Genomic DNA, 18,081 nt, shown 5'->3' with positions numbered 1-18,081 from the left:
GGCAACCCGATGACGCTCCACGTCCCCCAGCACCCGATCCGCCTTGTGACGGCGTCCAGCCTGTTCGACGGTCACGACGCATCGATCAACATCATGCGGCGCATCTTCCAGAGCCAGGGCTGCGAGGTGATCCACCTCGGGCACAACCGCTCCGTCGCCGAGGTGGTCGAGGCCGCGATCGAGGAGGACGTGCAGGGCGTTGCCGTGTCGTCGTACCAGGGCGGCCATGTGGAGTACTTCGAGTACCTGGTCGAGCTGCTGCGCGAGCGCGGCGCCGGCCACATCCAGGTGGTCGGTGGCGGTGGTGGCGTCATCGTCCCCGAGGAGATCGCGCGTCTTCGCGAGTCCGGGGTGACCATCTTCTCCCCTGAGGATGGCCAGCGCATGGGCCTGCCGGGCATGGTCAACTCGGTTGTCGAGGCCTGCGACACCGATCTCTGGACTGTCGAGCCGGTCACGGCCGACGAGGTTCTCGCCGGCGACCGAGGAGCCCTTGCGCGCGCCATCACAGGCGCCGAGACGGGCCAACTTCCGGCCGAAGTCATGGCAGACCTGCGGGAGGCCGCAGACGCACGCGCCATCCCCGTCCTGGGCATCACCGGTACCGGCGGCTCGGGCAAGTCCTCGCTGACGGACGAGCTCGTACGCCGGCTGCGCGCTGACCAGGCCGACGAGGTCCGCGTCGCCGTGATCGCGGTCGACCCGACCCGCCGCAAGGGTGGCGGCGCCCTTCTTGGTGACCGCATCCGCATGAACATCCTCGACCTCGCCGGCGCTGCAGGCACGCCGTGGAAGCGAGACAGCGTCTACTTCCGCAGCCTCGCCACCCGCGGCGCGCACGAACTCCCCCAGCACCTCGACGACGTCCTGACCGTCACGAAGGCAGCCGGCTTCGATCTCGTCATCGTCGAGACCCCCGGCATCGGCCAGGGCGACGCCGCGATTGTGCCCTTCTGCGACACCTCGCTGTACGTCATGACGCCGGAGTTCGGCGCAGCGTCGCAGCTGGAGAAGATCGACATGCTCGACTTCGCCGACGCAGTCGCCATCAACAAGTTCGAGCGCCGCGGTGCGGAGGACGCCCTTCGCGACGTGGGCCGCCAGATGGTCCGCAACCGCGAGGCGTTCGGCCAGGGGCCGGAGCAGATGCCGGTCTTCGGCACCAGTGCGGCCACCTTCGATGACGACGGCGTCACCGCGCTCTACCAGTTCCTCCGCGACCTTCTGGCCGACAAGGGCCTCGCCGTGCGCGCCGGCCTGCTCCCTGCAGTCGCGACGAAGAAGTCGACGCGCATCCAGCAGGTGCTCCCGGGCGACCGCGTGCGCTACCTCTCCGAGATCACCACGACGGTGCGCGACTACCACGCCGCCACCGAAGAGCTGGTCGCCAAGGCACGCCGTGCCCAGCGCCTCTCCGAGGTTGCTGCCGAGCTCGACGGCGACCACGAGATCACGGACCTTGCCCAGCGGGCCATCCGTGATCTCCCCGCCGCGGTCGAGGCCCAGATCTCCGGATGGCCCGCTCTCTCGGCGTCGTACAACCCTGCACTCGAGGGCAAGGGACGCACGTCACTCTCGGGTAACATGGTCCCCCGCGTCGCCGTACCCCGCTACGAGGACCACGGAGAGCTTCTCCGCTTCCTGCGTCGCGAGAACCTCCCGGGCCTCTTCCCCTTCACCGCCGGCGTCTTCCCGTTCAAGCGCGAGGGCGAGGACCCGGCGCGCATGTTCGCTGGTGAGGGTGACCCGTTCCGCACCAACAAGCGCTTCAAGCTGCTCGCCGAAGGCCAGCCCGCGACCCGTCTGTCGACGGCGTTCGACTCGGTCACGCTCTACGGCCGCGACCCTGCCGAGCGCCCCGACGTCTACGGCAAGGTGGGCACCTCGGGCGTCTCGGTGGCCACGCTGGACGACATGAAGGCGCTGTTCGACGGGATCGACCTGCTGGCACCAACCACGTCGGTGTCCATGACGATCAACGGCCCCGCGCCCACGGTGCTGGCCTTCTTCCTCAACGCCGTCATCGACAAGGCGCAGGAGAACGGCATCGACCCTGGGGAGGCGCTGCGCACGGTCCGCGGCACGGTGCAGGCCGACATCCTCAAGGAGGACCAGGGCCAGAACACCTGCCTCTTCTCCACCGAGTTCGGCCTCCGCTGCATGGCGGATGTGCAGGAGTGGTTCATCGAGCACGGCGTGCGGAACTTCTACTCGGTCTCCATCTCCGGCTATCACATCGCCGAGGCCGGTGCGAACCCGATCAGCCAGCTCGCCTTCACCCTCGCCAACGCCTTCACTTACGTCGAGGCCTACCTCGCCCGCGGCATGGACATCGACGACTTCGCGCCGAACCTGTCCTTCTTCTTCAGCAACGGCATGGACCCGGAGTACACCGTCATGGGCCGCGTCGCCCGCCGGATCTGGGCCGTGGCGATGAAGGAGAAGTACGGCGCGAACGAGCGCTCGCAGAAGCTGAAGTACCACATCCAGACGAGCGGCCGTTCGCTGCACGCGCAGGAGATGAACTTCAACGACATCCGTACGACGCTCCAGGCCCTGTGCGCGACGTACGACAACGCCAACTCGCTCCACACCAACGCGTACGACGAGGCCGTCACGACCCCCAGCCCCGAGTCGGTGCGGCGAGCGCTCGCCATCCAGCTGATCATCAACCGCGAGTGGGGCCTCGCCATGAACGAGAACCCGCTGCAGGGCTCGTTCATCGTCGACGAGCTGACCGACCTGGTCGAGGAGGCGGTGCTGCAGGAGTTCGACCGGATCTCCGAGCGTGGCGGCGTGCTCGGCGCGATGGAGACCGGCTACCAGCGCGGCCGGATCCAGGACGAGTCGATGCTCTACGAGCACAAGAAGCACGACGGCTCGCTGCCGATCATCGGCGTCAACACCTTCCGGGCCCCCGAGGACGACGAGGTCCACGAGGTCGAGCTCATGCGTGCGACGGACACCGAGAAGGAGTCTCAGCTCGCTCGCGTCCGCGCCTTCCAGTCGACGCACGCCGACGAGGCCGCCGAGGCACTCGAGCGACTCAAGAAGGCCGCGACCGCCGGCGACAACGTCTTCGCGGTACTGATGAATGCGGCCCGCGTCTGTTCGCTCGGACAAGTGACCGACGCGTTCTTCGAGGTCGGCGGCCAGTACCGCCGCAACGTCTGACCACGACCCTGACAGGAAGCACATGAACGTCAACGGAAAAGCCGCGATCGTCACGGGCGGCGCCTCAGGACTCGGCGCGGCGACCGCTGCCGCACTGGCCGCGCGGTATGGGACGGTCTACGCGCTGGACCTGCCCGCATCCATCGAAGCCGCACCCCAGGTCGACGGCGTCACCTACCTCGCAGCCGATGTCACCGATCCCCAGCAGGTGCGCGACGCGGTGGCGACTGCTGCCGGCGGACCCGAGCCGTTGCGCGTTGTCGTCAACTGCGCAGGCATCGGTCCCTCCGCCAGGATTCTGGGCAAGAAGGGGGTCCACGACCTCGACCTTTACGCGAAGGTCGTCTCGATCAACCTGATCGGTTCCTTCAACGTCCTGGCTCTGGCCGCCGACGAGATCGCCCGCACCACTCCGGATGCCAACGGTCAGCGCGGCGTCATCATCAACACCGCCTCCGTCGCGGCGCTCGAGGGTCAGATCGGCCAGGCGGCGTACGCGTCGTCGAAGGGCGGCATCGTCGGACTGACGCTGCCCGCAGCGCGCGACCTCGCCCAGCACGGGATCCGGGTGATGACCATCGCGCCCGGCATCCTGCTGACGCCCATGCTGATGACGGTCTCGGAGGAATTCCGCGACTCACTCGCATCCGGAATCCCCTTCCCCCAGCGCCTCGGCGATCCCACCGAGTACGCCCGGCTCGCGCTCTCGATCATCGACAACGACTACCTCAACGGAGAGGTCATCCGTCTCGACGGCGCCCTCCGCATGGCTCCCCGCTGACTGGCTCAAACCACACCAACTGGAGGAAAGCATGAAGATCGTTCCGCTTGATGGCCCCGTCGGGGCCGAAGTCCGCGACGTCGACCTGTCGAAGCCGCTCAACGACGCCGACCTGGCGACCATGCGCAAGGCATTTGCGGACCACCTCTTGCTGCTGGTACGCGATCAGCCGATCACGGGCGAGGACCACGATCGATGGATCAAGTACCTCGGTCCCCTTGAGACCTTCGACCACGGTGCCCAGCACGAGTACATGACGAACAAGGTCACCGAGAACCGGAGCCCCGCTGGCCAGGGCCGCCTCCTCTTCCACAACGACGGCGCCTACCGGGAGCACCCGCGTGCGGGCACCTCGCTCAGCGCGATCGAGGTCTCCCCCACGTCGCCGCCGACCGCCTTCGCCAACGGCGTCCGGGCATACGCACAGCTCGCACCCTCGGTGAAGGAGCGTCTCGAGGGCCTGCAGCTCGTGTCGACACTGAGCATCGACGACCCCGAGGCCGAGGTCCTGCGCACCCGCGTGGCGGAGTTCCCTCCGGGACGCTCGCTCGCCGACGTCAAGCACGCCGTTCACCCAGCCGTGATGACGCTCCCTCACAGCGGCCGCAAGGCACTCTTCGTCAGCGAGCTCTACGCGAGCCACTTCGAGGAGCTGGGACCGGACTCGGCCGAGGGCGAGGAGCTGATCCAGGAACTCTTCTCGGTGATGTACGACGAGTCCAACGTCTACGCTCATCACTACGCGAACGGTGACACCGTCGTCTGGGACAACCTCGGCGTGCAGCACGCCCGCTTTGGCTCCGTGGACACCAGTCCCCGCCCCCTCCGTCGCCTCGTGCTGAAGTCCGTCAGCCACTGATCGGGGACAACTGATGGAACTCGAACGCCTCCACCTCTTCGGCGAGAGCGTCTCGCTGTCGTGGGCAGTCCGCGCTGGCAACGTCATCCACGTCGCCGGCATGGTCGGAATGAAGGTCGACTTCGACGCTCCGAGCCTCGAGGAGTACGACTTCCCAGAGGGTGTCGAGGCCCAGATGCGTCAGGCGTACGCCAACATCGCCTGGATCCTCGGGAAGTTCGGGGCGTCCATCACCGACATCGCGCAGCAAACGCTGTTCTTCGTGGGTGATGGAGCGGACGTCGCCGCGGCCAACAAGGTCGTACGCCGAGAGGTCTTCGGGTACGCCGCACCGGCCAGCGCCATGGCCGGTGTGGCCAACCTCTTCGATCCGCGATGCCTCCTGGAGATCCAGGCGACGGCCTACCTCAACCAGACCGAGGCGAACTGAACCGTGGACCGCGATCCCGAACTCCAGCGACTCGTGGACGAGTCGCAGATCCGCGCGCTGATCAATATCTACGCTCGAGCTGTCGACCGGTCCGACATCAACCTACATCAGGAGCTGATCATGCGCAGGGACGTGCTTGTCATCATCGGCGCCGGCGGCATGGGCCTGGCCTGCGCCCGACGCTCTGGCGGCGGGAAGACGATCCTGCTCGCCGACTTCCACCCGGCAACGCTGAGCGCAGCTGCCGATGAGTTGCGTGACTCCGGACATCACGTCGAGGTCCAGCCGGTCGACATCTCGTCGCGCGAGGAGGTGCGCACCCTCGCGCGGACCGCTGACGAGCTCGGTCCCGTCAGGCACGTCGTGCTCACGGCTGGTCTCTCGCCGACCATGGCGGACGTCGAGCGCCTGCTCGCGGTCGACCTGCTCGGCGTCGCGCATGTCCTGGAGGCGTTCGGGGAGGTCGTCTCCCCCGGCGGCAGCGGCGTCGTTATCGCAAGTATGGCGGGCCACCGCGTGCCCGAGCTCGACCGCGAGACCGAGGTAGCGCTGGCATTGACGCCCGCGGAGGAGCTGCTGGCCCTGCTGCCGCAGCTCCTGCCACATGCCTTGGATGACACGCGCACGGCGTACGGATGGTCGAAGCGTGCGGCGGTGCTTCGCGTGCGCGGCGCTGCCAGCACGTCATGGGCAGACCGCGGAGCTCGGGTGAACTCCGTCAGTCCCGGCATCATCCTGACCAAGATGGCCCAGCAGGAGTTTGACGGCGCCGCGGGCCGCCGGATGAGAGCGACCGTCGAGGCCCAGGGCACGCGGCGCGCGGGCAACCCGGAGGACATCGCAGCGGCGGTCGCCTACCTGCTGTCCGACGATGCGTCTTACGTGACCGGCGTAGACCTCCTTGTCGACGGTGGGGCGGTGGCCGCGGCGAGGACGATCCGACCCGACCTCGCCTGAACTCAGTGCACGCCCGGAGGGCCAAACCGCCGGTCGAAGAAGGCCAGACCGATGGCCATCAGGCTGACGGCGACCATGACCAACGCCAGCTCATGCAACCCGCGGTCGCTGACTTCATCACGAAAGGCAAACGCCGTGACCGCGGAAGAGGCGATCGATCCGCAGTACCCGAACGTCCGGTAGAGACCGGCCGCGACACCGATCTGGTCGGCCGGCGCATGGGCATACAGGGCGATCTGGTTGCCGCTCGACGACGAGCCGAAGGCCAGGCCGAAGAGCGTCGTGACAAGCACGATCAGGGCGATGCTCGAGTCAGCCCCCACCACCAGCAACAGCGCGGAACCGACGAGGCTTGCCAGCGCTGCTGCTCTGACCGGACCACGAACTAGGTTTCGCCTGGAGACCGGGAAGACGATCAGCCCGGACACGACGCTCATGGGCAGTACAACGAGTCCGGCCGTCAACGCTGAGAGGCCTCGCGCATCCTCCATCCACTGGGTGACGCCGTACATCAGGGTGTAGACGCAGAGCGCGATGAGCGCGTAACGCAGGTATGTCCGGGTGAGCCGGCCGTTCCGGCCGAGGAGCCTGATGTCGATGAACGGCTCCGCAACGCGGAGCTCCCAGACCACGAGGACCGCCGCCAGGACCACGGCAAGCGCCAGGAGTCCCCAGCTCGGTTCCGGAAGCCGGAAGAGGAAGCTGAGCAGCACCGTCATTGTGGCCGCGAAGGCGACGATCCCCAGCGGGTCGATGCGTGCCAGCAGGGTTCGGACGCCCGAGTTGCCCTGCCGCGGGTCAGCGGGGATCCAGATGAGCGTCGCTACGAGCGTCACGAGCGCGACAGGCACGTTGACCAAGAAGACCCACCGCCAACCACCGACGACCACCAGCAGACCACCGAGCGGCAGGCCCGCCGCGCTGGTGATGATGGCCGAGATCTGGAGGCCGCCGAGGACCTTTCCTGGCGGGCTGGCCAGCCCCGCCTCCGCTGCCCGGCGCCGAATGAGGGTCATCGCAGACGGATACGCACTCGACGTACCCAGGCCGATGAGGCCACGGGCAACCAGAAGCACGACCAGGCTCTGGGCCAGGGCACCGAGGACGCCGCCCACCAGGACCATGACTGCGCCACCGAGAAAGACACGGCGAGCGCCGATCACGCTCGCCACCTTGCCAGCGGTCGGCTGCCCGATCGCGCTGACGAGGTAGAGCACCGTGACCAACGCGACCGTGCGACTCACGGGCACGTGGAGGCTCACCGAGATCGGGACGAGTGCCGTCGCGATCATCGAGCTGTTGATCGGGTTCAGGGTAGAGCCGAGCAGCAGCGGGGTCGTGAATCGCCACGGAAATGACGAGGCCACCGAACCGCGCGCCCCCGCACCCTCGAGCAGGGGCCCGTCAACCGCATCCAGCTCCGGATCAGCCACCCGTGAACACCCGGATCAGCTCCTGCGCTTCAGGGGTGGTGACGGACGAAGCAATCGTCTCCGCCTCCGCGACGGCGTGCTCCGCACGTGGCAGGTCGTACGACGAGCGCAGCAGGCGCCGGGCCTCGCCAAGCGCGGTAGCCGGCCCGGCTGCGATCGTGGCGGCCAGAGAGTTCGCTGCGGTCTCCGGATCATCATCGATCGAACTCACGAGACCCCACTCACGGGCCTCGGGTGCGTTGATGACCCGGCGCTCGAGGGTGAATGAGAGCGCACGGCGCAGGCCCACGACACGCGGGAGGAGGTACGCCACTCCGCAGTCCGGCGTGAGGCCGATGTTGGCGTAGGCCATCGTGAATTTGGTGGAAGGAACAGCCACGACAAGATCGGCAGCCAACACGAACGCCAGCCCTGCGCCTGCAGCGACGCCCTGGACTGCGGCAACGACGGGCTTCGGCAGGAGCGAAAGCCGGCGGACGTGTTCCTCGAGAACGGTGGCCAGCTCGAGCAGGTAAGCCTCGGGATCCTCCCCCGCCAGGAACGAGGAGACGTCTCCCCCGGCGCAGAATCGCGGACCGTCCGCCGTCAGGAGCACGACCCTGACGTCGTCCTTCTCCATGCGCGAGATTGCCTCGCCGAGCTCCCGAGCCATCGGAAGGTCGAACGCGTTGGCGTGCTTCGGACGGCTCAGGACGATGTGGCCGACGCCGTCAGCGACGTCAACGGTGATCGAGGACATCAGGCAACCCTCCGGAAGAGCGCCGCGAGGGCTTGACCGCCACCGATGCACATCGTGACGATGCCCCACTCGCCATCCGTGCGCTGCAGGTGCTTGGCCACACGCAGCGTGAGGTTTGCGCCGGTCGCCCCGACGGGGTGGCCGAGGGCGATCGCGCCACCGTACGGATTGGTGCGCTCGGGGTCGAGCTTGGCGTCACGGATGACCGCAACGGCCTGCGACGCGAAGGCTTCGTTGAGCTCGACGATGTCGATGTCCGAGGGGGCCAGACCAGTCTGGTCGAAGAGCTTCTTCAACGCGTACGTCGGGGCGTACCCCATCAGCTCAGGCTCGTTCGCCGCGGTGGCAACCGCTTCCAGGGTGACCAGCCCCGTCAGGCCCCGCTCGGCAGCCACAGACTCGCGCGCGAGCACAACGGCCGCGGCTCCGTCGTTGATGCCGGACGCATTGCCCGCGGTGACAGTGCCGCCCGCGACGAACGCGGGACGCAGGCCAGCGAGGATCTCCATCGTGGTGTCGGGCTTGGGATGCTCGTCGACCGAGACCGTGAAGGGACGTCGGCCGCCCACCTCGACGGGGACGATCTCCTCTGCGAACGCCGCGCGCGCGGCTTCCGACGAAGCCCGCTGCTGGGACAGAAGCGCGAACTCGTCCTGGGCCTCACGGGAGACGCCGTACTGCGTCGCGACGTTCTCTGCAGTGATGCCCATGTGGATGCCGTGGAAGGGGTCAGTGAGCATCATGACGGTGCCATCGACGAGCGAACGGTCGCCGAGCTTGTAGCCGTTGCGCGCCCCGAAGTCGTAGAACGGCATACGCGTCATGGACTCGTCACCACCAGCGAGAGCGATGTCGACCCCACCCCATCGCATCTGCATGGCAGCCGACCAGATCGCCTGCAGGCCTGAACCGCACAGCCGATTCACCGTGTACGCCGGAACACTCTTCGGCAGTCCCGCGGTGATTGCCACGCGGCGCGCATTGTACGCATCCGAGCCCACCTGCCCGATGCACCCGAAGACCGCCTCGTCGATGTCGTCCGGGGCGACGCCCGCACGCGCCATGGCCTCACGGGACGCGACCGCCCCGAGCTCGAACCCGGGCACGTCCTTGAAGACCCCGCCGAAACTGCCGATGGGGGTCCGTGCGCCGTCAACGACGACGATCTTCTCTGCCGCGGTCATGCCGTCACTCCTCGCCGTGGGGCTCCGGATTCCGCTCCGCGCCAGTCGCCGAGCACGCGCCCCAATCGTCAAGGACTATCATAGTCAGAGATATCTTCCTTGGGAGAGGCGGCCGCTACACTGCGGCCATGGCCACCTCTACGTCGACCTCCTCCCTTGCGGTCGACTTCGCCCTTGCCATCACGCGAATGCGCGCCCGGCTCCGTCGCGAGCAGGCCGATCGCTCGACGTACACGATGTCGCAGATGACCGTGCTCGGCCGGATCTCCGAGGAGCAGCCGACCACGTCGACCGCAGTCGCCGCGGCAGAGCACATTCGCCAGCAGTCAGTGGCCGAGACCGTCTCCAGCCTGAGGAACCAGGGCCTCGTGAGCACAGAACCTGACCCTGCCGATCGCCGCAAGCTCCTGCTGTCGCTCACGCCCAAGGGCACGGAGTTCATCGCATCCGTCCAAGCCTCGCGAGGCGCATGGCTCGAGCGCGCGATCGACAGCCAGCTGTCCCCTGACGAGCAAGAGATCCTCGCCCAGGCGGTAGCCCTCATGGCTCGCCTGGCCGACTCGCCAGACCCCCGCAAGGGCTGATCGCCTCCGGCAGTACCGCACGCCCTTTGGGCATGCGGCGACGCCGGCATGCCTGAAAGTCGCAACTCGGAAAATTGGCGGGAAAAAAATCTGCGCAGAGATCTAGTGCAATCCACAGGTAGCCTGTAGATTCCGTGACAGGCACCACCACGGACCACTCCTTCGGCAGGGCACCCGATCGTGCGAGGAAACGCAATGAAGACTGTTCCCGTCACCAACTACGTCGGGCTCGAGGTTCAGGACCTCGACCTGAGCAAGCCGTTCAGCGACCAGGAGCTCGCCGACCTCCGCGAGGCTTTCGACACCGGGGGCTTCCTGCTCCTCCGTGACCAGAAGCTCGAGGACGCGCACCACGACAACTTCGTGAAGGCCCTCGGCGACCTCCACACCTTCCGCTGGGGCACGCAGGTCGAGTACCTCTCGAACGTCCTCAAGGACAACCCGAGCCTCGCCGTCAACGGCCGCCTCAAGTTCCACAACGACGGCGCTTACCGCGACGACATCGCATTCGGCACCAGCCTCTACGCGCAGGACGTCTCCCCGACGTCGCCGCCGACCGCCTTCGCCAACAGCGTCCGCGCTTACGAGAGCCTTCCGGAGGAGATCAAGGAGAAGATCGAGAACCTCCACGGCTACAACATGTTCGACACGAACGCGGACAACAACGAGCAGGTCCGCATGATGCTCGTCGACTACCCCGACGGCGAGAACACGCCCGGCCTCCAGCACGCCATCCACCCGGTCGTGAACGTCGTTCCCCACACCGGCAAGAAGGCGCTCTTCGTCAACGAGTTCAACACCAGCCACCTGGTCGAGTACGGCCCGGGATCCGAGGAGGGCGAGGAGCTCATCCAGCTCCTGTTCCAGGCCCTCTACAACGACGCCAACGTCTACGAGCACAACTGGACCAACGGCGACCTCGTCCTCTTCAACAACCTCAGCGTCCAGCACGCCCGCACCGGGCGCATCGACCACAACCCGCGCACCCTGCGGCGACTGGTGCTGAACAAGCTCAGCTGGTGACCCTCAGCTGATCCCCACCGGCGGGCCCCGACCAACAGGTCGGGGCCCGTCTTCACTTCCGGGCCTCCGCGCCACCCTGCTTAAGCGCCTTCCGAACGAAACCCTTGTCATGAGTTGCAGGGTTTGTATTGACAATGCAACGTCATCCTGTGATGTCGATCATAGTCATCATCATCATTTTTGGAGGTGCTCATGCCAGCCAGTCAGACCCTCGCCACACTCATCGAAGATGTGGACTACTACCGCCAGGACCCGGCTCTCACGCTGGACGTCCTCCGGGAGACCCATCCGATTCACTACTACGAGCCCCCGACTACTTCGTGATCACGAAGTACGAGGACCAGCGGATGATCACCCGCACCCCGGAGATCTTCTCCGTCGCCAACGGCGTTCTCCTCAATGACTTCCGATACGGCAATATTCTCGCCTCCTTCTTCCCGGCAAATGCCGAGGTCTTCTCCCTCACGGATCCGCCCCGCCACAACGATCTGCGCCACCTGATGGCGCCTGCATTCACGCCCCACCGGGTGAAGCAGTGGGAGGAGGCGCTCCGCGAGAAGGTCATCGAGTGGCTCGACGAGATCGAGCCCGGCACTCCCTAGAACTGGACAGCCGGTGTTGCCGAGCCGCTCACCTGCGTCGCGATTTCCCTTTTGGTCGGCATGCCCCTCGAGGACATCAATCTCGTCAAGGAGTGGAGTGACGTCATCATCCAGATGGGCAACTGTATGTCCGTCGAAGATCTCGCCGGCCTGGCCGGACCCCTCATGCCAATGGGGGCCTACTACGAGGCTCGTCTGGCCGAGCGCGACAAGGACCCCTGCCCCGATCTGATCTCGACACTCCTCCAGGCGGAGAAAGACGGCCTCATCACGCGCGAGATCGTCCACATGATGCTGAGCGGAGTGATGACCGCTGGCAACGAGACAACGCGAAATGCGATCAGCGGGTCCGCCATCGCGTTGGCGGGCCACCCCTCAGAGATGGCGAAGCTCGCCTCGGGCGAGATCAGCGTGCCGATCGCCGTCGAGGAACTGCTCCGGTGGACAACTCCCGTCCACGGCTTCGGTCGCACATCGCTCACAGACACCGAAATCCGCGGCGTCAAGATCCGCGAAGGTCAACGCGTCTACATGCTCTACCAGGCCGCAAACCGCGACCCGGAGGCATTCGACAACCCCACGGCCTTCGACCCGATGCGGCCCGTCCTCAAGCCCCAGGCTTCCTTCTCATTCGGCCAGCACTCCCGCATCGGCGCAGCGCTCACCTGACTCGAGATACGGGTGCTACTTGAGGAGTTCAGCAGGCGCTTCTCCGCGGTCGAAGTGATCTCACACGAGCGCGTGAACTCAACGCTGGCGAACGGCTACGCCAGCGTCACGATCAATGTCTCCCGCTAACCACCGCACCAGCACCCCTCGCTTCACCAACGCCCCTCTCCCCCAACGCGCAGATCCACCGCAATCTTCTGGAGGTCGTTCCATGTCCATATCCCTTGCTGGCAAGCGGATTCTCGTCACCGGAGCCGGCGGCGGCATCGGCCGGGCCACTGCCCGACTCGTCGCAGAGCGCGGCGCAGCACTGTTGATCACCGATGTCAATGCCGAAGGCTTGAAGGAGACACTTCAGCTTCTCGAGCAGGACAATCCGAACGTCGAGGCAATCGCTGAGGTCCTCGACTCCACCGACGAGGTCGCTGCCGCTGAGCTGGTCGAACGGACCGCGCGGAACAGGGCGCTCCTTTCGACGCTCTTCTCAACATCGCCGGCGTCATCCTCGGCAAGCCGCTCGTCGACATCAGCCTCGCGGAACTGGAGCGCCTGTTCCACATCAATGTCGGCGGCGCCTTCGTAATGACGAAGGCAGTCCTGCCCCACCCGAAAACGAGAACGCTGTTGTCGTGAACGTCGCCTCCACGAGCGGGGCACACGTGAGCCCTGGCCTCGGCGCCTACGGCACCAGCAAGGCCGCCAACATCTACTTGACCCGAGCGCTCTCGGCCGAGCTCGCTCCCCGGAAGATTCGCGTGTGCGGCATTGGCCCCGGTGCCGTCGACACCAACATGCCGCGAACCGTCACGCGCCCGGGCGAGGAGAGCGAGCGGCTGCTCAGCCAGGCCGTCGAGCACACCCAGCTCATCAAGCGCATCGCCCAGCCGGAGGAGATCACCAAGGGCATCGGATACCTCATCAGTGAGGACGCCTCGTTCATCACCGGAACGACCCTGTGGATGGACGGCGGCCAGCCGTCCTGACCACCACCAACCGAGGCACACAGCGCGCATCGGCGCTTGCACAAGGAGGGCCCCGGCCAGTAGGCCGGGGCCCTCCTTGATTCGCGCAGTGTGACCCAGGGAGCCTGGCGTCAGTCCTCCAGGAGGAACTTCAGGGTGACGTCGTTGTACTCGTCCGCCTGCTCGAAGTGGGGCCAGTGGGCCGCGTCCTCGATGAGGTGGAACCGAACGTCCGGGATGTGGGCGAAGCCAGCGCGCGCGTCCTCCCAGGAGTGGATCGGGTTGTGCCGCGTCCACACGACCTGAGTGGGCGCCTTGACGCCGACAAGACGCTCTGGGGTCAGCCAGTAGTTGACTGCATCGGCCGGGTCGAAGAGCTTGCTGAACAACTTCGTGAGCGCGTTCTTGATGCCCGGACGCTCGTAGATCGCCTGCCGGATGCGAACCATCTCGTCAGGCATCGAGGCCGGCTCATAGACAAGCCACTCCATGCGCGCCCGCACGGAGTCGAAGTCGGTCTTCTCCAGCGATGCCTTGGTGCGGACGAGGAGCGCATCCAGGTCGCCCTGATGCTTCTCGTCCTCGCTTGCCGGCAGGCCACCACTGGTGTTGAGGATGAGCTTGTTGACGCGCTCGGGGTACTTGATCGCGACCCAGGTCGCCACGCGCCCGCCGAACGACTCGCCGCTGAGGTCTGCCTTTTCGATACCCGCGGCATCCATGAACCGCACGACGTGCTCGACAACATCGCTCGTCGTGTAGTCCAAGTCCGCAGGCGTATCCGTGAAGCCGTGGCCGAGCATGTCGAGCGAGTAGCTGCGGCGGTACGGCGAGTAGGGCCCGAGATTTCGCACGTACGTCTCGGCGTGCCCGCCGCCGCCGTGCAGCCAGATCATGGCCGGCCCGTCGCCCGCCTCGATGGCGCGGGTACGGACGCCGTCAACGTCGTAGAACTTCTGACTGAAGCCCTGGTCCAGGAGTTCGCGCCACACCGTCCTCTGATCAGACATGTGATTCCCTTTCATAAAATGACTATCATGATCATAGAAGGCGAAAGGTGTGCTGTCCAGCAAAAAAGGCGCAGAGTTTTAGCTCGCGGATGCGGGGATTCGACGCAGCTGGTTGGCGGACGAACGCACGACGTCAGCAGCGTTCTCTGCCAGGGCCACGAGGTCCTGATCCGCGTCGACCCACAGCCCGTTGAATGCGTCTCCGTGACCGCTGGCCAGCCACAGGACCGCCGACACCGCGAGGTCTGGTGCGGCGAGCTCAAGAGCAGCAACCTCCTCCCCCATCCACTGCTGGGCAACCGGGGAATCCTGGAAGCGATGAGTCATCGGCGAATGCACGTGACCTGGGCGCAGCGCGAAAGCCTGCACCCCCGAGTCCTCAAGCTCGAGGGCCAGGGAATCGGTGAAGCGCACCACCGCGGCCTTCGACATCGCGTAGCCCAGGTGGTACGGAGAGGGACGACCGGCGGTCCCGGAGACCATGTTGATGATCCGTCCGCCGGCACGCTCGACCATGCCGGGCAGGACAGCCCGGGTGCACGTCGCGACCCCGCGGACGTTGATCTCGAACTCCTGCCACCACGCTTCGAGGTCTACGGCCTCGAAAGGCCCCTGCACGAGCGACGTCGCGGCGTTGTTGACCAGGACGTCGACGGGCCCGAACTCAGATTGGGCTTCGCCCAGCGCAGCCATGACCGAACGTCCGTCCCGCACATCAGCGAGAAAGGCCCGGCCTCGCGCATTCGTGCGGAGCAGGTCCACGTTCAGCTCGTCGAGGGCCTTGTCGGTCCGCCCGAGCACCGAGACCGATGCTCCGGCCGCCAGCGCCTCCATCACACATGCTCGACCGATCCCGCCGGTGCCGCCCGTCACCACGAGGTGGCGGCCGGCAAGACGTTCCGGGTCGTAGGCGTGGGGCGCGCGGCTCACCACGCCAGCATCAGGATCTGGTCGCGCGTGTACTCGTGCCCGGGGTGGTTCTCCTTGAGGTGCTCGCGCACGTTCGCGACAAGCTGGTCCTCGTCGACACCCTTGATCACCTCGCCGCACGGGCAGTTCAGATGCGTCTTCATGTCACTACTTCCTCTCGATGTGAGACCGCGGACTCAGCGGCCGGTCCAGCGCGGTTCGCGCTTCTCCAGGAAGGCAGCGACGCCCTCCTTGCGGTCCTCGGACAGATAGGGATTGGGACCTACCTCAAGGGTTACCGCCGTCATCAATGGCAGGCCGTAGCCCTTCACCATCTGCTCCTTCATGCGCCGCAGACTGAGCGGCGCATTGCAGGAGATCTGCTCCGCGTAGTCGAGCGCGGCGCGACGCAGCAGCGCAGAAGGGGCGAGGTGCTGGATCAGGCCCCACTGCTGGAGCGAGTCGGCCGATACAAGACGACCGGTGAACAACATGTCCGCGGCGACGCCGCGCGGCAGGCGTCGCGAGAGCACGGTGGTGCCGAAGGAACCTGCCAGCCCGACCTTGGCCTCCGGCAGACCGACCTTCACATCCGGGACCGCGACGATGAGGTCGCAGGCGAGGGCGAGCTCGAATCCGCCCCCGACAGCAGCACCGTTCAGAGCAGCAATGGTCGGCTTCCACGTCGTCGCCAGGATCTCCCAGACGGAGCGCTCCGAGCCGGCATAAGGTCCGCGCCACTCGCCGTTCAGGGACCGGAGCTCCTTCAGGTCAACGCCCGGGCAGAAGCTGCGCTCCCCGGCGGCGGTGAGGACGATGACGGAGATCGAGTCGTCCGCGCCCGCCTCCAGAAGGGCGTCGGCGAGGGACTTCTGCAGGCTCCGCGAGAGAGCATTCATCTGCTCGGGTCGGTTGAGCGTGAGAACGCAGGTGCGTCCAACGCGCTCGACGATCAGTTCGTTCTCCACCCTGACTCCTTCGCGAACTCCCGTCCTCACAGGACGACGTCGGCCTCGGCCGTGTAGTTGGCGGACTTGATTTCGAGGAACTCCTCGATCCCGTGAACGCCGAACTCGCGCCCATAGCCGGACTGCTTGTAGCCACCGAACGGCGCATCGACGTTCAGCCGTCCGCCGTTCACGCCGACGAGGCCCACGCGAAGGCGGCGGGCGATCTCCGGCGCGTCGGCGCCCCAGACAGCCCCGACCAGTCCGTAGTCCGAGTCGTTGGCAATGTCGACGGCCTCGTCGACGGACGCGTACCCGATGATCGAGAGAACGGGGCCGAAAATCTCCTCGCGAGCGATGGTCATCGAAGGCGTGACATCGGAGAAGACCGTGGCAGCGACGTAGTGACCGCCCGCCGGAACCTCTGCATCAAGGCCGCCGGTGACCAGACGCGCACCCTCGTCGAGGCCCTTCTCGATGTAGCCACGGACGCGGTCGCGGTGTGCGCCGGAGATGACCGGACCCATGACCGTCGCGTCGTCCATCGGGTCACCGACAGTGAGCGCGTCGGCGAACTTCGCGGCCGCCGCCTCTGCCTCCGCGACCCGATCGGAAGGAACAAGAAGGCGCGTGAGCGATGCGCAGACCTGGCCCGAGTTGCCGAAGCAACGCGCAGCCGTGGCCTTGGCGACCGCGGCGATGTCGGCGTCCGGAAGGGCGATGGACGGACCCTTGCCACCCAGCTCGAGCGAAACCCTCTTGATCGTGGCCGCGCCCGTCGCGGCAATACGACGACCCACGGCGGTCGAGCCGGTGAACGAGACAGCATCGACATCCCGCGCCTCCACCAGGGCCTCCCCGACCATGTCTCCACGGCCGGTGACGATGTTCAGCGCGCCGGCCGGCAGTCCGGCCGCCGCGAAGGCGTCAGCAAGTGCGTACGTGTTGAGCGGCGCCATCTCCGACGGCTTGAGGATGACGGTGCATCCGGCGACCAGGGCCGCGCCAACCTTCGCAACCGCCTGGTGCAGCGGGAAGTTCCAGGGCGTAATGGCAACGACGACGCCGACCGGCTCGCGATAGACAGCGGTCGCGCCGATCTGGCTGGACCACTCGACCTTGCGCGCCGCACGTGCCAGCGAGTCGAGCACCTCCACCGAACGGCCGACCTGCGTGGCCTTCGTCTGGGAAAGCGGTGAGCCGAGCTCGGCGGTGATCGTCTCAGCAATCTCGTCCGCATCGGCCTCCAGCAAGCGGGCGGCCGCCGTCACGATGGCGATCCGCTCATCGAGGCTGGTCGCCGCCCATGCAGGGAAGGAAGCTCGGGCGGCGGCAACGGCAGCAGCCGCATCGGCCGACGAACCCGCGGCTACCTCAGCAAGCACTTCCGTCGTGGCCGGATTCTCGACCGGAATCCGGTCGGGGCTGGTCGACGAGACCCATTTGCCACCGATGAACTGCTGACCCGCGTACTTGAGACCGATCATCACTTCTCCGTCCAGTACTGGACGACGCTGACGCCACCGACCAGGTCGAGCTCCTTGAGCGCTTCCCGCACCACATCGTGGGCCGGGTGCTTGCTGTACTCCTGCCAGGCCTCGGGGCTGTCGAAGTCGCCGACAAGGGCCCAGCTCGCTCCCCCGGGACGGACACCGGCGTCAGGGCCGTGCGAGAAGGCCTTGACGGTCGGAGCCTGCGCACCGAGGTCATCGTGGACCTGACGGAACCGGGCAAGTTCGTCAGCCGACGGCTCGCGCTTGAAGGTCATCTGGACGACGTGACGGAAGATCATGGGTTCTCCTAGGAAGTTCAGAAGGG

The 18,081-nt window shown here is 66.6% G+C and carries 21 protein-coding genes and 1 pseudogene; 13 read left to right on the top strand and 9 right to left on the bottom strand.

The genetic code is table 11. The features are described 5' to 3' along the window. Positions 1-9: 9 nt before the first annotated feature. The 5 genes from icmF to AB0I54_RS35880 all read left to right on the top strand — a co-directional run bounded on the left by icmF (position 10) and on the right by AB0I54_RS35880 (position 6,201). A complete protein-coding gene (icmF, locus tag AB0I54_RS35900) occupies positions 10-3,174 on the top strand; it encodes a fused isobutyryl-CoA mutase/GTPase IcmF (RefSeq protein ID WP_363300445.1) in 3,165 nt (1,054 codons plus the stop codon). 22 nt (positions 3,175-3,196) lie between these two features. Then, entirely contained in the window at positions 3,197-3,955 is a 759-nt protein-coding gene (locus AB0I54_RS35895) for an SDR family NAD(P)-dependent oxidoreductase (protein WP_363300444.1), read from the top strand. 31 nt (positions 3,956-3,986) lie between these two features. Continuing rightward, entirely contained in the window at positions 3,987-4,814 is an 828-nt protein-coding gene (locus AB0I54_RS35890; RefSeq protein WP_363300443.1) for a TauD/TfdA family dioxygenase, read from the top strand. A 13-nt stretch (positions 4,815-4,827) separates the two neighbouring features. Then, positions 4,828-5,244 (top strand): Rid family hydrolase, encoded by a 417-nt coding sequence (locus tag AB0I54_RS35885; RefSeq protein WP_363300442.1) that lies wholly within the window; start codon positions 4,828-4,830, stop codon positions 5,242-5,244. A gap of 120 nt (positions 5,245-5,364) precedes the next feature. Beyond that, complete coding sequence (locus tag AB0I54_RS35880; protein ID WP_363300462.1) at positions 5,365-6,201, top strand: SDR family oxidoreductase; 837 nt, start codon at positions 5,365-5,367, stop codon at positions 6,199-6,201. A 2-nt stretch (positions 6,202-6,203) separates the two neighbouring features. Here the strand turns inward: AB0I54_RS35880 and AB0I54_RS35875 are convergent, their stop codons facing one another. From AB0I54_RS35875 to AB0I54_RS35865, 3 genes are read right to left on the bottom strand one after another with little or no spacing between them, the layout of a single operon-like run. Beyond that, positions 6,204-7,634 carry an MFS transporter gene (locus tag AB0I54_RS35875; protein WP_363300441.1) on the bottom strand — a complete coding sequence of 477 codons (1,431 nt, stop codon included), beginning with the start codon at positions 7,632-7,634 and terminating at the stop codon, positions 6,204-6,206. After that, positions 7,627-8,373, bottom strand: coding sequence for an enoyl-CoA hydratase/isomerase family protein (locus AB0I54_RS35870; protein ID WP_363300440.1), 747 nt, complete (start codon positions 8,371-8,373; stop codon positions 7,627-7,629). The genes AB0I54_RS35875 and AB0I54_RS35870 overlap by 8 nt, the downstream gene beginning before the upstream one ends. Beyond that, positions 8,373-9,557, bottom strand: a complete 1,185-nt coding sequence (locus AB0I54_RS35865; protein ID WP_363300439.1) for a thiolase family protein — start codon at positions 9,555-9,557, stop codon at positions 8,373-8,375. Before AB0I54_RS35865 ends, AB0I54_RS35870 begins: the two co-directional genes overlap by 1 nt. A 128-nt stretch (positions 9,558-9,685) precedes the next feature. Here AB0I54_RS35865 and AB0I54_RS35860 point away from each other — a divergent pair, with 128 nt between their 5' ends. The 8 genes and pseudogenes from AB0I54_RS35860 to AB0I54_RS35825 form a co-directional block, all read left to right on the top strand. Then, entirely contained in the window at positions 9,686-10,141 is a 456-nt protein-coding gene (locus AB0I54_RS35860) for a MarR family transcriptional regulator (protein ID WP_363300438.1), read from the top strand. Between the two features lie 195 nt (positions 10,142-10,336). Then, positions 10,337-11,164 carry a TauD/TfdA family dioxygenase gene (locus tag AB0I54_RS35855; RefSeq protein ID WP_363300437.1) on the top strand — a complete coding sequence of 276 codons (828 nt, stop codon included), beginning with the start codon at positions 10,337-10,339 and terminating at the stop codon, positions 11,162-11,164. A 192-nt stretch (positions 11,165-11,356) separates the two neighbouring features. Next, complete coding sequence (locus tag AB0I54_RS35850) at positions 11,357-11,488, top strand: hypothetical protein (protein ID WP_363300436.1); 132 nt, start codon at positions 11,357-11,359, stop codon at positions 11,486-11,488. Further along, positions 11,485-11,766, top strand: a complete 282-nt coding sequence (locus tag AB0I54_RS35845; protein ID WP_363300435.1) for a hypothetical protein — start codon at positions 11,485-11,487, stop codon at positions 11,764-11,766. Before AB0I54_RS35850 ends, AB0I54_RS35845 begins: the two co-directional genes overlap by 4 nt. 60 nt (positions 11,767-11,826) lie before the next feature. Beyond that, positions 11,827-12,435 (top strand): cytochrome P450, encoded by a 609-nt coding sequence (locus AB0I54_RS35840; RefSeq protein ID WP_363300434.1) that lies wholly within the window; start codon positions 11,827-11,829, stop codon positions 12,433-12,435. A 211-nt stretch (positions 12,436-12,646) separates the two neighbouring features. After that, positions 12,647-13,018, top strand: coding sequence for an SDR family NAD(P)-dependent oxidoreductase (locus tag AB0I54_RS35835; RefSeq protein ID WP_363300433.1), 372 nt, complete (start codon positions 12,647-12,649; stop codon positions 13,016-13,018). Beyond that, positions 12,976-13,068, top strand: coding sequence for a hypothetical protein (locus AB0I54_RS35830; RefSeq protein WP_363300461.1), 93 nt, complete (start codon positions 12,976-12,978; stop codon positions 13,066-13,068). The genes AB0I54_RS35835 and AB0I54_RS35830 overlap by 43 nt, the downstream gene beginning before the upstream one ends. Further along, a pseudogene (locus AB0I54_RS35825) lies at positions 13,056-13,418 on the top strand (SDR family oxidoreductase); the annotation flags it as partial. The gene AB0I54_RS35830 and the pseudogene AB0I54_RS35825, both read left to right, overlap by 13 nt. 110 nt (positions 13,419-13,528) lie before the next feature. Here AB0I54_RS35825 and AB0I54_RS35820 read toward each other — a convergent pair. The 6 genes from AB0I54_RS35820 to AB0I54_RS35795 form a co-directional block, all read right to left on the bottom strand. Then, complete coding sequence (locus AB0I54_RS35820; protein WP_363300432.1) at positions 13,529-14,407, bottom strand: alpha/beta hydrolase; 879 nt, start codon at positions 14,405-14,407, stop codon at positions 13,529-13,531. A gap of 78 nt (positions 14,408-14,485) precedes the next feature. Next, entirely contained in the window at positions 14,486-15,337 is an 852-nt protein-coding gene (locus AB0I54_RS35815) for an SDR family oxidoreductase (RefSeq protein WP_363300431.1), read from the bottom strand. Next, entirely contained in the window at positions 15,334-15,480 is a 147-nt protein-coding gene (locus tag AB0I54_RS35810) for a hypothetical protein (protein ID WP_363300430.1), read from the bottom strand. The genes AB0I54_RS35815 and AB0I54_RS35810 overlap by 4 nt, the downstream gene beginning before the upstream one ends. Positions 15,481-15,513: 33 nt before the next feature. After that, positions 15,514-16,284, bottom strand: coding sequence for an enoyl-CoA hydratase-related protein (locus AB0I54_RS35805; protein ID WP_363300429.1), 771 nt, complete (start codon positions 16,282-16,284; stop codon positions 15,514-15,516). 26 nt (positions 16,285-16,310) lie between these two features. Further along, positions 16,311-17,750, bottom strand: coding sequence for an aldehyde dehydrogenase family protein (locus tag AB0I54_RS35800; RefSeq protein WP_363300428.1), 1,440 nt, complete (start codon positions 17,748-17,750; stop codon positions 16,311-16,313). After that, entirely contained in the window at positions 17,750-18,055 is a 306-nt protein-coding gene (locus tag AB0I54_RS35795; protein ID WP_363300427.1) for a Dabb family protein, read from the bottom strand. Before AB0I54_RS35795 ends, AB0I54_RS35800 begins: the two co-directional genes overlap by 1 nt. Between the last annotated feature and the right edge of the window lie 26 nt (positions 18,056-18,081).

The sequence above is a fragment of the Streptomyces sp. NPDC050625 genome (assembly GCF_040654755.1).
In the GTDB taxonomy this organism is placed as follows: domain Bacteria; phylum Actinomycetota; class Actinomycetes; order Streptomycetales; family Streptomycetaceae; genus Streptomyces.
Note: the sequence above shows the minus strand (reverse complement) of the source record. Positions and strands in the feature narration are given on the sequence as shown.